Genomic DNA, 13,755 nt, shown 5'->3' with positions numbered 1-13,755 from the left:
TGTCTACATATGTATACATAGCTTGCCGGCACAAGTCTATAGCCGTAGACTTAACCGCATGAAGAAACCCGCCAAAGCCGCGCCGGCGCGTCCGGCGCGCACCCGTTCAGCGCCCGCGGCGACCCCCGCCCCGGCCCGCCGCCGCGACGCCGCCGCGACCCGCGCGGCGATCCTGCAATCGGCCCGCGAGGCCTTCGCCCGCGCCGGCTACGACGGCGTCGGCGTGCGCGAGATCGCCGCCGGCGCCGGCGTCACCGCGATGCTGGTCAACCGCTATTTCGGCGGCAAGGAACAACTGTTCGCCGAAGTCGTGGAGCAGACCATGACCTCCAACAGCCTGATCGCCGGCGGCATCATGGACGTCCCCAACCCCGGCCACGCGCTGGCGCAGGCGCTGGTCGAGATGACCCGCGCCGATGCCGCGCCGCTCGACGGCTTCCTGATCTCGTTCCACTCCGCCTCCAGCCCGCGCGCGGCGCAGATCGGCCGCGACATGATCGGCGCCCATCACCACAAGACCGTGGCCAAGACGCTGCGCGGAACGCTCGCCGGCGAACGCGCGGCGCTGCTGCTGGCGGTGATTTCCGGGTTTCAGATCATGCGCCAGATGATGGCGCTGCCTGCGTTGGCGAAGGCCAACGAGGACGATCTGGTGAAATTGCTCGGCGGCGTGTTCGACCGCTTGATCGCCGCGCCCGAACGACGCGGCGACGATCGTGTAACTCAAGTCACGTGACTCGATCGACACTGCGCGGCAAGCTCGGACGAAAAGGCACACTGAAATTCACAATTGAACAAACCGGCGCCGCGACAGCGCGAACATGCCGATTTTTTTGTCGACTGCGGGTCCGTGCGGACCCTACACTCGCGACCGTCGACAGATCCTTTCCCTGCATCGCCGGTCGGAGAGCAATACGATGGTCGCTGCGTCCCGAATGCCGTTCCCGTTCGCGATCGCCTTGCTCGCGCTGTGCGCCGGCGCGCCGCTGCACGCCGCGTCGCGCGCCGGCCCGGATCCGTCCGAGGATCCGGCGATGCTCGACGCGGGCTATCAGCGCTTGCATCCGGACCTGGAGTATCGCCAGCTCGGCATACGCGCTTATCGACGCGGCCAGCTGGAAACCGCGCTGGCGCGCTTCCGCCACGCCGGCTACTACGGCGACAAGCCTTCGCAGGCGCTGGCCGCGGAGATGTACTGGAAAGGCGAAGGCGCGCCCGCCGACCACGCGACCGCCTACATCTGGATGGACCTCGCCGCCGAACGCGGCTATCCCGACTTGGTTCAGCTGCGCGAACGCTATTGGGCGGCGATGAGCGCCGACGAACGCAAGCTCGCGTTGGCGCAAGGCCCGGCGCTGTACAAGATCTACGGCGACCCGACGGTAAAGCCGCGCTACGAGCAGGAACTGCGGCGGCAGCGCAACCAGCTCACCGGCAGCCATCTCGGCATGGACGTCGGCCTCGGCGGCGGTCGCGCCGATCAACCCGACTATGGCGACCGGATTCCGCCGACCGGCTTCTACGTCGAGGCGAACTGGGACGCGAAACGTTACTGGGCCGACCAGGACGCATTCTGGCTGCGGCGCTCCGGCAGCAAGGTCAACGTCGGCGCGCTCGAACATCTGGGCGATGCGCAGACCGGCGCGCAGCCCGATGCCGGCGACGCGGCGCAGCCGCCGCGCGAAGGGGCGAAGACCGAGCCGGCTCCGCAACCGGACGAACGCAAGTTCTGAAGCGTCCGCGGCGATATGCCGCCCGACCGGCGCGGGAACGGCCAGCGGCGCATCGCTGAGCGCCGCCGGCGCGCTCAGCGCAGATAACGCCGGCCGTCCGCATCGGCCTGCTCGCGCAAGTCGCTGACGCAGCGGTTGTCGTACGCCGCGCTGCGCGCGTAGCGCGCGTAGGCTTCGCGCGCCTGCGCCGCGTCGCCCGCGCGCGAGTTCGCCAGCGCCAGCCCCGCGTCGATGCCGTGCAGGTTCCAGCGCACCTGCATGCCCGGACGCGACGCCAGCGAGCGCGCGGCGCGGTAGTAACGGATCGAGCGCTGCCACTGGCCCTCGCGCAGATACCACTCGCCCAGGCCGCGATACATCGCGACTTGCGAACCCGGCTCGTCGACCAGCGCTTGCCGACGCTCGACCTCGGCCACGACCGGCCGGGCCAGGTCGGCGCGGCCTTCGCGCAGCAGCGCCACGGCGTACTGCGCCTGCACGCCGATCGTCCACGGATGCCGCGGCCCGAACACCCGCTGGCGCGCATGCAGCCCGCGCGCGGTCCAACGCGCGGCGTCGGCGTTGTCGCCGGCGCACAGGTACAGCAGGCCCAGATGGTCCATGTAGGTCGCGGTGGTGCCGTGATCTTCGCCGAGCAGGCCGAGCAGCGCTTCGAGTTCGCCGCGAAAGCGCGCGGTGGCTTCGCGATGGCGGCCCAGCGCGCTCAGCGCCACCGCGACGCGGATCCGCGCGACCGCCGCGTTGCCGCTGCGCGGCCCGTACGCGGCGATCGCCAGACGCTCGGCGCGCTCGCCGCTGCGCAGACCGTTCGCCGCATCGCCGGTCGCGACCTGGCACAGGCTCAGGTTGTTGTAGGCGTCGCTCAGATCGCCCGCAGCGGCCGCGCCCGGCCGCGCCAGCAGTCCTGCATAGATGTCCGCGCACTCGCCGAACCGGCTGCGCAGCATCGCATTCCAGCCGCGCGCGAGCTCGATCCGCCATTCCAGCGGCGAAGGCGCGTCGGCGCGGTACGGGAAGCGTGCGCGCAAGCGGTCGAGCGCGTCCTGCGCGCGCTCCGGCAGGCCGCGGTACATGTCCACTGTCGCCCGCAACAGCCGCGCCTGCGCGAGCGCGCGCGGGTCCGGGCCCGGCGCCAGCAGCGCGACCGCGCGGTCGGCCGCGGCCGCGGCCGCGTCGTAGCGGCCGCGCGCGAGCAGGCTTTCGCCGAGCGCGACCACGACCTGCCCGGCGACGCCGGGATGGTCGCGAAAACGCGCCTGCGCGCGCTGCACTCCGTCTTCGAGCTGCGCCGCGATCGGCCGCGCGTCGCCGCTGCCGGCGAAGGGATCGCTGGCGCCGAGGATGTCTTCGCTGAGGAAGCGGTTGATCGCCGCCGTCTCGTCGCGCGCCTGCGCCAGGCGCCGCTGTTCGGCCGCCGAGTGCAGCATGAACGCGCCGGCCATGAGCAACAGCGACAACGCCGACAGCGCAGCGGAAGCGACGCCGAGCGGATGCCGCTGCGCCAGCCGGCGCAGGCGATAGAGCGGGCCGCCACGGCGCGCGCGCACCGGCCGCCGCTGCAGGTAGCGCAGCAATTCGTTCTTCAGCGCGGTCGCGGTGGGATAGCGCGCGCCGGGCTCCTCGTCCATAGCTATCGCGACGATGGCGCGCAGGTCCGGCGACGGCGCCGCACGCGCATCCGCGCGCAGCACCGCGTCGAGCAGGCGTCCGAGCTGCCACACGTCCGACGCGGTGCCGACCGCTCGCCCGTCGCGTTGTTCGGGGCTGGCGAAGTCGGGCGTGAATGCGGCGGCCGCATCGCCGTCGTGGGCGAGGCCGGCGATGCCGAAATCCAGCAACCGGGCCTGGCCGCGCGCATCGATCAGGACGTTGTCGGGCTTGATGTCGCGATGGATCAGCAAGCGGCCGTGGGCGAACTCGACCGCTTCCAGCACCGGCAGCAGCAGCGCTACGCGCGCGCGCTCGTCGAGCGCGTGCGCGCGGGCGTGGCGGTCGATCGGCAGGCCTTCGACGTACTCCATCGCGAACCACAGATGGCCCCCGTCGGTGCGGCCGCCGTCGGCCAGACGGGCGATGTTGGGATGCGACAGCCCGGCCAGGAACTGGCGTTCGCGGCGGAACAGCGCTTCGCTGTCGGGCGACGTCGCTGCATCGGGCAGCAGCTTCAGCGCGACGCGCTGTTCGAATTCGCCGTCGCCGCGCTCGGCCAGGTACACCAGCCCCATGCCGCCGCGGCCGAGTTCGCGCACGATCCGCCACGCGCCGACGCGGTCGCCGGGCCGCAATTCGGGAGCGAAGCGCTCGCGCAGCAGCTCGCCGAACAGCGCGCCGCGCAACGGGCCCTGCGGTTCCAGCAGGCGGTCGCGCAGCGACATGCGCGCGCGCTCAGGCCGCCTCGTCCAGCAGCGTCCGCAGGCGTTCGCGCGCGCGCTGCCACAGGCGTTGCGCCGAACGCAGCGGCAGGCCCAGCGCGAGCGCGGTCTCTTCTTCGCTGAGGCCGGCGAACAGCCGGAATTCCACCACCTGCGCCAGCCGCGCGTCGTCGTCCGCGAGCTGCTTGAGCGCGGTGTCGATCATCAGCATCTCCTCGGCTTCGGCGTACGCCGCGCGCGCGGCGTCCAGATCGGCCTTGCCCAGGGTGGTGTGCGGCTGCGCGCCGCCGCGCTTGCCGGCGACGCGGTCGCGCGCATGGTTGATCAACAACTGGCGCATCGCCATCGCCGCGATCGACAGGAAGTGCGCGCGGCTTTCGAAGCCGCCGGCGCCGCAGCGGTCCAGGCGCAGATAGCAGTCGTGCACCAGCGCGGTGACGTCCTGCCCGCCCGACCCGGCCGCGGCGCGCCGCGCCAGCCGCTTGAGGTCGGCGTACAGCAGATGCACCACGCGGTCCCAGGCTGCGGAGTCGCCACAGCGCGCCTGCCCGAGCAGGACGGTGATTTCGCCCATGAATGAAGCGCCTCGTTGGATTCTTCGCGACGCCGGCGCGTGGGTGGCGCACGCAGCAGCGGCCGCCCCCTGCGGCGCGCTGCCCGGCTTCGCATCGCGAGGACCAAAGTGCCATCGGCACCGATCCGCACGCGCCGATTCTTGGCGCCGGACGCGGCAAAAGGCAAACGCGCATCGCAAATTCCCGTGATGCGATGCAACAGACGGCGATCGCGTGGCGGAGTTCGCCGCCGCATCGGGTGAATTGGATCAGACGCGCAGGCTGCGCGGCCGGAATGCGCTCCGGTCCTGAGCGGCGGACGTCGGCGGCGCGCTGTTGCGCCGCACCAGAAACTTCCCACTTCGGAGAGCGAATGATGAAAGTCGGTTACATGAGGACGGCCCTGCTGGCGCCGGCCATCGCCTTGGCCCTGTTGGCGGCGGCGCCGCTGGCCGCGTCGGCGCAGAGCGCGGACGCGGGCAAGATCGCGCTGCGCGACCAGTCCACCCTCGGCCTGCGCGCGGCCGCCGAACTCGGCTTGCGCACGACGATGCAGGACATGGCGCGCGGCCACGCCGCCGGCGACCGCCTGCCGGCCGGATTCCCGCTCGCCGCGGCGACCTACGGCGACCTGCGCGCGCTGACCCTCGGCGCCGGCTTCGAGATCCACACCGTCGATCCGGCCGCGCTGATGTACGCCAAGGGCGACGCCGACCTCAGCCGCATCGCCCGCGGCACCAACACCTGGAAGTTCGTGGTCCTGTCCGCCGGCAAGCCGGTCGGCCTGCTCGACATGGACCGCATCGACGGCCGCTGGCAGGCGGTCGGCGCCGGCGGCTCCGCGCTCGCGGCCGACCTGGTCGCGGCCGCGCCGGCCACCGGCGACGGTTCGTTCCGCTTCGTGCGCATCTACCAGGCGGCGTCCGACCTGATCGAAGTGCGCGGCGCCGGCCAGCGCGCGCGCTTCGTACCGATGCCGTCGGCGCGGCGTTCGCTGGCGCTGCCGGCGCTCGCCGCCAAGAGCGCCGCCGCCAGCGCGGCGCTGGACAGCCAAGACCTGCTGCCGGCGCTGCAAGCGGCCGTGCGCGGCAACCTGCAGCGCGGCCAGCGCTGACCGAACGTAGCGAACTGCGGAGCCTTTCGATGAACCTCAAGAACAAACTCTCCACCGCCGCGTTGCTGGCGCTGTCGGCGCTCGGCACCGCCTCGGCCGGCGCGCTCAACGTTCCGCTGTACATGCAGGAACACAGCAACTGGTGCTGGGCCGCGTCCGCCTCGATGGTGCTGGGCTACCACGGCAAGTCGGTGGCGCAGTGCACGATGGTGAACTACTCCTTCAACATCAACTACGCCTGCGGCAACAACACCTTCTACTGGAACAGCAACGCCAACCAGGGCAACTGGAACTACTACGTCGACGATTCGATGAACTACTACTGGGGCGGCCAGCGCTTCTACCAGCAGAACGGTTCGCTGACCCAGGCCAGCCTGAAGGCGCGCATCGACGCCAACAAGCCCTTCATCATGTCCTGGCGCTGGAGCAACGGCGGCGCCCACGACGTGGTGGTGACCGGCTATTCGGGCAACTACGTGTACTTCAACGACCCCTGGGACGGCAGTTACTACCGCACCTATGCCGCGACGGTGTCCGCGTCGGACCGCAAGTGGGAGGATTCGCTGCTGCAGTACTGATCCGGCGGCGCGCGCGCGTGGATGGACGCGCGCGCGCCGGCATTCCGAGGGGGCGGTCGCCACGAGACGGGCGGCCGCCCCGCTTTTTTTTGCGCGTCCGGCAGGTTCCGGCGCAGGGGTAATACCAATAGGTTATCGGCCGCGCCGCCGTCAGCGCCTACAACTACGCCATCCCGACACAGGCCTTCGCCGATGAACCTCGCGTCCGCGCGCCGCTGGACTTCCGCGTTGTTCGCCGCCCTGCTCGCGGCCGGCGCCGCGCACGCCGCGCCGCCCGCGCCCGCGCCCGAGGTCGTGCCGCTGTGGCCGCAAGGCCAGTGGCCGTCGCCGGTGCGCGGCCCCGAACGCACCGGGCGCGAGGGTAGCGCGAACGGCGCGGTATCCAACATCGGCGAACCGCGCCTGGAGATCTACCGCCCCGAACGCCCGAACGGCAGCGCCGCGGTGATCTTCGGCGGCGGCGGCTATTTCCGCATCCAGATCGGCGGCGCGGCGCGGCCGACCGCGCTGTGGCTGCAATCGATCGGCGTGACCGCGGCGGTGGTGTACTACCGTTTGCCCGGCGACGGCTGGAGCCCGGTGTCGCCGTTCCAGGACGGCCAGCGCGCGATGCGGCTGGTGCGCGCGCGTGCCGCCGAACTCGGCGTGGACCCGCAGCGCATCGGCGCGATCGGTTTTTCCGCCGGCGGCAATCTCGCCGGCATCACCGGCACGCGCTACGACGAACCGCTGTATCCGCCGGTGGACGACAACGACCGCGTCTCCGCGCGCCCCGACTTCCTGGCGATGATCTATCCGGTGGTGTCGCTGCGCGCGCCGCTGGACAAGACCCGCTCGCGCCGCGAACTCGCGCCGCAGGCGGATGCGGTCGAAGCCTATTCGGTCGAAGCGCACCTGCGCCGCGACATGCCGCCGGTGTTCCTGGCACAGGCCGCCGACGATCCGATCGCCGACATCGGCCACAGCCTGGCGATGTTCCAGGCCGCGCATGCGGCCGGGGTGCCGGTGGAACTGCATGCGTTCGAACGCGGCGGCCACAGCTGGGGGTTGGGGCCGCCGGGCAGTCTGGTCGGGCAATGGCCGCGGCTGTTCGCGCAGTGGGCGCGCAGCCACGGTTTTCTCGGCGCAGCGGCGCAGACGGCGCAGACGGCGCAACCGTCCAAACGCGCGGACGCAGCGAAGCCGGCGCGCGACGGCAACGCCGAAGGCGACTGACCGACACGACACACCGGCATCGGCTGCGCCGAGGCCTCCGCGACACACCGCGATTGTGGGGAGACATCGCCATGCATCACCGCCACCGGGCCGCGTTCGCGCTGGCCTTCAGCCTCGCTGCGTCTTCGCCGCAGGCGTTCGCCGCAGACGCGGCGAGCGATGCCGACCTGCGCGCGCTGGTGCGCGCGCAGGCCGAGCAGATCCGCGAACTCAGCCGGCGCCTGTCGGAGCTTGAGCGCAAGCAAACCGGCGGCAGCGCCGATCCCGCACAAGCCCAGGTCGCCGCCGCCGTCGCCGACACCCGCGAAGACGAACTGGCGGTGCTGCAAGCGCAGCTCGCGCAGCAGGCCGCAACCGGCGGCGGCAACGGCGACGGATCGCGCATGAGCTGGCGCCGCGGCGCGCCGGAATGGCGCAGCAGCGACGGCAACCTGCGCTTCCGCCCGCGCGGCCGCCTGTTGCTCGATCAAAGCTTCACCCGCGGCTCCTCGTTCGCCGCGCGCAATCTGTCCGGCAGCGACCTCGCCAGCGCGCGCCTGGGCGCGGAAGGCGCGTTCGGCCCGCTCGGCTACAAGGTCGAAGCCGACTTCGCCGGCAACGCGGTTTCGCTCAAGGACGCCTACCTGTCGTTCGACACCGGACTCGGCGGCCACGAGGCCGAGTTCTATCTCGGCAACAAGCTCAAGGACCGCAGCATCGACGGCGCCACCAGCGGCGTCGCCACGCCGTTCATGGAGCGCAACGCGGTCGCCTCGGTCGGCGGCATGCAGAGCGGCTACTTCGGCCTGGGCCTGACCGCCAAGCTGTTCGGCGAGCGCTGGCACGCCAGCGTGGCGGTGACCGGCGACGATGCCGGCAACGCCGGCGACAGCAGCGACACCGTCGCCTACCTGACCCGCGCGCACTGGAACCCGCTCAAGCGCGGCGACGGCTTCGTCCATCTCGGCGGCTGGTACTGGTACGAGAAACTCGGCGCGGACGTGGTCAGCATCAACAAGACTTCGCCGATCGCGCTGGGCTGGAACGACCAAGTGCGCGTGTCGGCCAGCAGCATCGCCAACGTCGACCGCGACCGCGCCTGGGGCCTGGAACTCGGCGGCGTGTACCGCAGCGGCTGGCTGTTCGGCGAGCGCACCGAGCGCACGATCGAATCCGACAGCGTCGGCGCGGTGCGGCACAAGGCCGAGTCCGTCTACGCGGGCTGGCTGCTCACGGGCGAAAAACCCGGTTTCAGCGCGCGCTCCGGGGTGTGGACGCCGACCCGCGTGCTGCGCCCGGTCGAAGCCGGCGGCTACGGCGCGCTGGAGCTGGCGGTGCGCTACGACCGCTACGACTTCACCGACGCCGCACGCGGCGGCGAAGGCGACGCCTGGACCCTCGGCGTGAACTGGTACCTCAACGACTGGTCGCGGCTGATGCTCAACTACGTGTTCTGGACCACCGACAACAAGGTCGGCGCGTTCCAGGGCGCGGACTCCGGGCGCACGCTGGGGGTGCGGGCGCAAGTCGCGTTCTGATCGCCGCGGTTGCGGGCGGGCCTTCAGGCCCGACGCTCTCGTTCCAGATCGCGATACGGCCCGAGCGGAAGGCGTCGGGCCCGGAGGCTTTCCCGCAGTGTGGGCGAAACGCCCGACCCTGCACTTGTGGCTCGGCGCCGTTGCCGGTTCAATCGATCCGGTCCGATACCTCCGTCGACCGCCCGAACCCGGTGACCGCATGAAGCCTTCGCTCCTCCCGCAGCGCAGCGCCCTGGCCGCGCTGGCGCTGCTGATCCTGCCGCTGACCACGCTGGCGCAGACCGCGCCGATGACCCCGGACATCACCGGCAAGGAATTCGTCGCGCCCACCCAGGGTTACGACTACGACAAACGCGTCGTGATGATCCCGATGCGCGACGGCACCAAGCTCTATACCGTCATCGTGGTTCCCAAGGGCGCGAAGCGCGCGCCGATGCTGCTCACGCGCACGCCTTACGACGCCGCCGGCCGGGCCAAGCGCCTGGATTCGCCGCGCATGATCGACATCCTGCCGCAAGGCGACGAGGTGTTCGCCCAGGCCGGCTACATCCGCGTGTTCCAGGACGTGCGCGGCAAGTACGGCTCGCAGGGCGATTACGTGATGACCCGTCCGCTGCGCGGGCCGTTGAACGCGAGCAAGGTCGATCACGCCACCGACGCCTGGGACACCATCGATTGGCTGGTCAAGCACGTGCCCGAATCCAACGGCCGGGTCGGCATGCTCGGTTCGTCGTACGAAGGCTTCACCGTGGTCATGGCGCTGACCGACCCGCATCCGGCGCTGAAGGTCGCCGCGCCGCAGAGCCCGATGGTCGACGGCTGGATGGGCGACGACTGGCTCAACTACGGCGCGTTCCGCCAGGTCAACTTCGGCTACTTCGTCGGCCAGCTGAGCAAGCGCGGCAAGGGCGGTTCGATTCCGAGCGCCGGCTACGACGACTACACCACCTTCCTGCGCGCGGGCTCGGCCGGCGACTACGCGCGCGCCAACGGCCTCGAACAGATTCCGTGGTGGCACAAGCTCACCGAGCATCCGGCCTACGACGCGTTCTGGCAGGAGCAGGCGCTCGACCGCACGATGGCGTCGACGCCGCTGAAGGTCCCGACGATGTGGTTGCAGGGGCTGTGGGACCAGGAGGACATGTGGGGCGCGAACCATGCGTATCAGGCGATGGAGCCGCGCGATACGGGCAACAACCTCAACTATTTGGTGATGGGCCCGTGGCGGCACAGCCAGGTCAACTACGACGCGCGCAATCTCGGCGCGATCAAGTTCGACGGCGACACCGCGCTGCAGTTCCGCCGCGACGTGCTCAAGCCGTTCTTCGACCAGTACCTGGTCGAAGGCGCGCCGAAGGCGGACACGCCGCCGGTGCTGATCTACAACACCGGCGAAGACCGCTGGGACCGCTTGCCGAGCTGGCCGCGCAGCTGCGCGCAAGGCTGCGCGTCGGCGGCCAAGCCGCTGTACCTGCGCGCCGGCGGGCAGTTGTCGATGCAGCCGCCGCGCGCCGGCGAAAGCGAGTTCGAGGAATACGTGTCCGATCCGGCCAAGCCGGTGCCGTTCGCGCCGCGCCCGGTGCGCTTCGGCGACCGCGACATGTGGACGACGTGGCTGGTCAAGGATCAGCGCTTCGTCGACGGACGCCCGGACGTGCTGACGTTCGTGACCGAACCGTTGACCGAACCCCTGCGCATCGCTGGTACGCCGCAGGTGAATCTGGTGGCTTCGACCAGCGGCAGCGACAGCGACTGGGTGGTCAAGCTGATCGACGTCTATCCCGAACAGGTCGCCTCGGCGCCTGACATGGGCGGTTATCAATTGGCGGTGTCGCTGGCGATCTTCCGCGGCCGCTACCGCGAGAGCTTCGAGCAGCCCAAGGCGATCGCACCGGACCGGCCCCTGCCGTACCGCTTCGCGCTGCCGCAAACCAACCACGTGTTCCAGCCCGGGCATCGGGTGATGGTGCAGGTGCAGTCGACGCTGTTCCCGCTGTACGACCGCAATCCGCAGACCTTCGTGCCGAACATCTACTTCGCCAAGCCGGACGACTACCGCAAGGCCACCCAGCGCGTATGGCATACGCCGGAGACGGCCAGTTCGATTTCGCTGCCGGTGTACTGAAGCGCCGCATCTTCGGCACAGCGGCCCACGATCGTATCCGCCGACGACGACCAGCGTCGTCGGCGGCGCCCGCAGCCGCGCGGACAGGCGCTCGCGAGACTCGCGCGGCCTAGATCGCGACGCGCGAAATCGTCAGATCCGCACAGGATCCGGCACCGATCGGGGACAACCCGATAAACGCAGCCCCCGCGATAACGCGACGCCGCTCCCAAGTCGGCGGCGACATGACAGCTGCCACTATTGCCGTCGCGCAATGGCGTGGCACTAGAGCGCCAGTTGCGGCATCGCCGCTGCTGTCCTCGGGGAACGCTCGACCGTATACGCCGGTTCGGACCGGACGCGGCGAGCGCATACGTACCGGCGCGCGATGCATCCGCATGGCGCAGGCAGCGGGGCCGTCTCTTCCCGTCACCAGCCGGAACCGAACCGTGGCCATCCTTCCGCAGCATCCGTTCACTCGTACCGCCCTGAAGTGGGCGCGCTGCGCCGCGCCGGCGTTGATCCTCGCCGCGGCGTTCGCTCCAGCCGCACACGCGCAAGCGCAGGCGCGCTACGGCGCCGCGGGCCAGGCCCACGCCGGCCTGCTGTGGCCGGGCGATCCGCCGGCGCCGATCTGCGGCGACACCGCCTTGCTGAGCGGCCCGGCGACCGCGCCGGCCGGCGCGGTGGTGGTTCCGGCCGGCGACAACAGCGGCTTCGACTTCAACCGTCCCGGCGCCACGTTCTGGTTCGAACCCGGCGTGCACACCTTCGCCGACGACGCCTACGGCCAGATCATCGCCCGCGACAACGCCACCTACGTCGGCGCGCCGGGCGCGGTGCTGGACGGCCGCAACATCAATCTCTATGCCTTCACCGGCAGCGCCCAGCACGTCACCGTGCGCTACCTGACCGTGGTCAACTTCGGCCGCGGCGCGGACAACAACAACGAGGGCGTGGTCAATCACGACGCCGGCGACCACTGGCTGATCGAGTACAACACGATCCAGGACAACGACGGCGCCGGCGTGTTCCTCGGCAGCCACAACGTCGTGCGCTACAACTGCCTCAAGGACAACGGCCAGTACGGCTTCAGCATGTACAAGCCGCCGGTCGAAGGCGATTCGGCGATCAAGAACATCGTCCTGGACCACAACGAGATCGTCGGCAACAACACCGACGACTGGGAAACCCGCGAGCCCGGCTGCGGCTGCACCGGCGGCGGAAAATTCTGGGACGTCAACGGCGCGCGCGTGACCAACAACTGGGTCCACGGCAACAAGAGCGTCGGCCTGTGGGCCGACACCAACAACATGGACTTCCTGTTCGAAGGCAACTACATCGCCGACAACGAAGACGAAGGCATCTGGTACGAGATCAGCTACAACGCCACGATCCGTTCCAACACCTTCCTGCGCAACGCCTGGGTCAAGGGCGCGCGCAACGGCGGCTCGCCGGCGCCGGCGATCTACCTGTCCGAATCCGGCGGCGACGCGCGCCTGCCCAGCGCGGTCTCGGGCGCGGCGTCGATCCGCATCTACGACAACTACTTCGAAGACAATTTCTCCGGCGTGTCGATCTACGAGAACGCCAACCGCTTCTGCAACTCCAACGGCAACACCAGCAAGAGCTATTGCACGCCGTTCGTCGCGCCGACCCAGATCGCCGGGCCGCACGACTACGAATACACCCACCCGATCAGCGCCACCCACCCGTGCTACACCCAGGTCGGCCAGGAGCCCTACCTCACCGATTGCCGCTGGCACTCGCGCGACATCGAAGTCAGCGCCAACGAGTTCTACTTCGACCCGGCCGTGGTGCCGTGCGGAACCTCCGGCTATTGCGGCGCGCAGGCGCTGATGGCCACCGGCGCCGACAACCTGCCGTGGTCGCCGTACACCGTCACCGGCGTGCAGAACCAGGTGATGTTCGGCGCCAACAACCGCTTCCACAACAACCACTACTACGGTCCGTGGAAGTTCGCCACGCGCTGGGGCGACCGCATCGGCTTCGGCAACTGGCAGGCCGCGCCGTACAACCAGGACGCCGGCAGCACCAGCGACCAAGGCAGCGGCCCCGGCAATCCGAACCCGCCCGGCAATCTGATCGATGCCGATACCGCGCTGCTGGAAGCGTCGATCGGCAACTGGAGCGCCTGGTACAACACCGAGCTCGCCCGCGTTTCCGAGCAGGCGCACGGCGGCGCCTACAGCCTGCGCGTGAACGTCGTCGAGTCCAACTGGGGCGTGGAAGTCGCCAACTATCCCGGCTACAGCACCGGCGCCGGCGACAAGCGCTTCAGCGTCTGGATCAAGGCCGGCGCCGGCGCGCCGAGCAACGTGCGCGTGGTGATCGAATGGCGCAACGATGCCGGCTCGACCCTCGGCAGCGGCACCGTGCCGTTGGCCGTGCCGGCGCAGGCCGAGGGCTGGCAGAAGATCGAGTCGGTGCTGCCGGCGCCGGCGGCCACCGCCAGCGCGCGCATCCTGTTGCTCGGCACCGGCGCGAGCGGCGCCTCGTTCTATCTCGACGACGCCGTTTTGGAGAACGCGCCGCAATGAGGCGGCG

The 13,755-nt window shown here is 70.3% G+C and carries 11 protein-coding genes; 8 read left to right on the top strand and 3 right to left on the bottom strand.

The window, feature by feature from the left end:
• Positions 1-58: 58 nt before the first annotated feature.
• Positions 59-736: a TetR/AcrR family transcriptional regulator gene (locus tag JHW38_RS19110; RefSeq protein ID WP_207522900.1), complete on the top strand. Its 678-nt coding sequence runs from the start codon at positions 59-61 to the stop codon at positions 734-736.
• 181 nt (positions 737-917) lie between these two features.
• Positions 918-1,733 (top strand): sel1 repeat family protein, encoded by an 816-nt coding sequence (locus JHW38_RS19105; RefSeq protein ID WP_207522899.1) that lies wholly within the window; start codon positions 918-920, stop codon positions 1,731-1,733.
• Between the two features lie 74 nt (positions 1,734-1,807).
• On the opposite strand, the gene JHW38_RS19100 is transcribed toward JHW38_RS19105, so the two are convergent.
• On the bottom strand, positions 1,808-4,108 hold the full coding sequence (locus JHW38_RS19100) for a protein kinase domain-containing protein (RefSeq protein WP_207522898.1): 2,301 nt from the start codon (positions 4,106-4,108) through the stop codon (positions 1,808-1,810).
• A gap of 10 nt (positions 4,109-4,118) precedes the next feature.
• The gene (locus JHW38_RS19095) at positions 4,119-4,679 is read right to left on the bottom strand and encodes an ECF-type sigma factor (protein ID WP_207522897.1); all 561 of its coding nucleotides are present in this window, start codon (positions 4,677-4,679) and stop codon (positions 4,119-4,121) included.
• Positions 4,680-5,050: 371 nt separating this feature from the next.
• On the opposite strand from JHW38_RS19095, the gene JHW38_RS19090 reads away from it, so the two are divergent.
• The 4 genes from JHW38_RS19090 to JHW38_RS19075 all read left to right on the top strand — a co-directional run bounded on the left by JHW38_RS19090 (position 5,051) and on the right by JHW38_RS19075 (position 9,083).
• Positions 5,051-5,773 (top strand): hypothetical protein, encoded by a 723-nt coding sequence (locus JHW38_RS19090; RefSeq protein ID WP_207522896.1) that lies wholly within the window; start codon positions 5,051-5,053, stop codon positions 5,771-5,773.
• Positions 5,774-5,802: 29 nt separating this feature from the next.
• Positions 5,803-6,351, top strand: a complete 549-nt coding sequence (locus JHW38_RS19085) for a C39 family peptidase (RefSeq protein ID WP_207522895.1) — start codon at positions 5,803-5,805, stop codon at positions 6,349-6,351.
• Positions 6,352-6,543: 192 nt separating this feature from the next.
• Complete coding sequence (locus tag JHW38_RS19080) at positions 6,544-7,566, top strand: alpha/beta hydrolase (protein ID WP_207522894.1); 1,023 nt, start codon at positions 6,544-6,546, stop codon at positions 7,564-7,566.
• A 71-nt stretch (positions 7,567-7,637) separates the two neighbouring features.
• Positions 7,638-9,083 carry an OprO/OprP family phosphate-selective porin gene (locus tag JHW38_RS19075; RefSeq protein WP_207522893.1) on the top strand — a complete coding sequence of 482 codons (1,446 nt, stop codon included), beginning with the start codon at positions 7,638-7,640 and terminating at the stop codon, positions 9,081-9,083.
• Here the strand turns inward: JHW38_RS19075 and JHW38_RS26045 are convergent.
• Positions 8,986-9,207 (bottom strand): DUF6053 domain-containing protein, encoded by a 222-nt coding sequence (locus JHW38_RS26045; protein WP_428995260.1) that lies wholly within the window; start codon positions 9,205-9,207, stop codon positions 8,986-8,988. The genes JHW38_RS19075 and JHW38_RS26045 overlap by 98 nt on opposite strands.
• Positions 9,208-9,372: 165 nt before the next feature.
• On the opposite strand from JHW38_RS26045, the gene JHW38_RS19070 reads away from it, so the two are divergent.
• Both JHW38_RS19070 and JHW38_RS19065 read left to right on the top strand, forming a co-directional pair.
• A complete protein-coding gene (locus JHW38_RS19070; protein ID WP_242691422.1) occupies positions 9,373-11,208 on the top strand; it encodes a CocE/NonD family hydrolase in 1,836 nt (611 codons plus the stop codon).
• 428 nt (positions 11,209-11,636) lie between these two features.
• A complete protein-coding gene (locus JHW38_RS19065; RefSeq protein WP_207522891.1) occupies positions 11,637-13,748 on the top strand; it encodes a right-handed parallel beta-helix repeat-containing protein in 2,112 nt (703 codons plus the stop codon).
• Positions 13,749-13,755: the final 7 nt, after the last annotated feature.

The organism is Lysobacter enzymogenes, from assembly GCF_017355525.1.
GTDB classification, from domain to species: Bacteria; Pseudomonadota; Gammaproteobacteria; order Xanthomonadales; family Xanthomonadaceae; genus Lysobacter; species Lysobacter enzymogenes_C.
This window is presented reverse-complemented; position numbering and strand designations above follow the sequence as displayed.

Coding starts and splice junctions, on each gene's coding strand:
- JHW38_RS19095 (WP_207522897.1), bottom strand. CDS start 4,679: ATGGGCGAAATCACCGTCCTGCTCGGGCAGGCGCGCTGTGGCGACTCC.
- JHW38_RS19080 (WP_207522894.1), top strand. CDS start 6,544: ATGAACCTCGCGTCCGCGCGCCGCTGGACTTCCGCGTTGTTCGCCGCC.
- JHW38_RS19075 (WP_207522893.1), top strand. CDS start 7,638: ATGCATCACCGCCACCGGGCCGCGTTCGCGCTGGCCTTCAGCCTCGCT.
- JHW38_RS19110 (WP_207522900.1), top strand. CDS start 59: ATGAAGAAACCCGCCAAAGCCGCGCCGGCGCGTCCGGCGCGCACCCGT.
- JHW38_RS19090 (WP_207522896.1), top strand. CDS start 5,051: ATGAGGACGGCCCTGCTGGCGCCGGCCATCGCCTTGGCCCTGTTGGCG.
- JHW38_RS19105 (WP_207522899.1), top strand. CDS start 918: ATGGTCGCTGCGTCCCGAATGCCGTTCCCGTTCGCGATCGCCTTGCTC.
- JHW38_RS19070 (WP_242691422.1), top strand. CDS start 9,373: ATGACCCCGGACATCACCGGCAAGGAATTCGTCGCGCCCACCCAGGGT.
- JHW38_RS19100 (WP_207522898.1), bottom strand. CDS start 4,108: ATGTCGCTGCGCGACCGCCTGCTGGAACCGCAGGGCCCGTTGCGCGGC.
- JHW38_RS19085 (WP_207522895.1), top strand. CDS start 5,803: ATGAACCTCAAGAACAAACTCTCCACCGCCGCGTTGCTGGCGCTGTCG.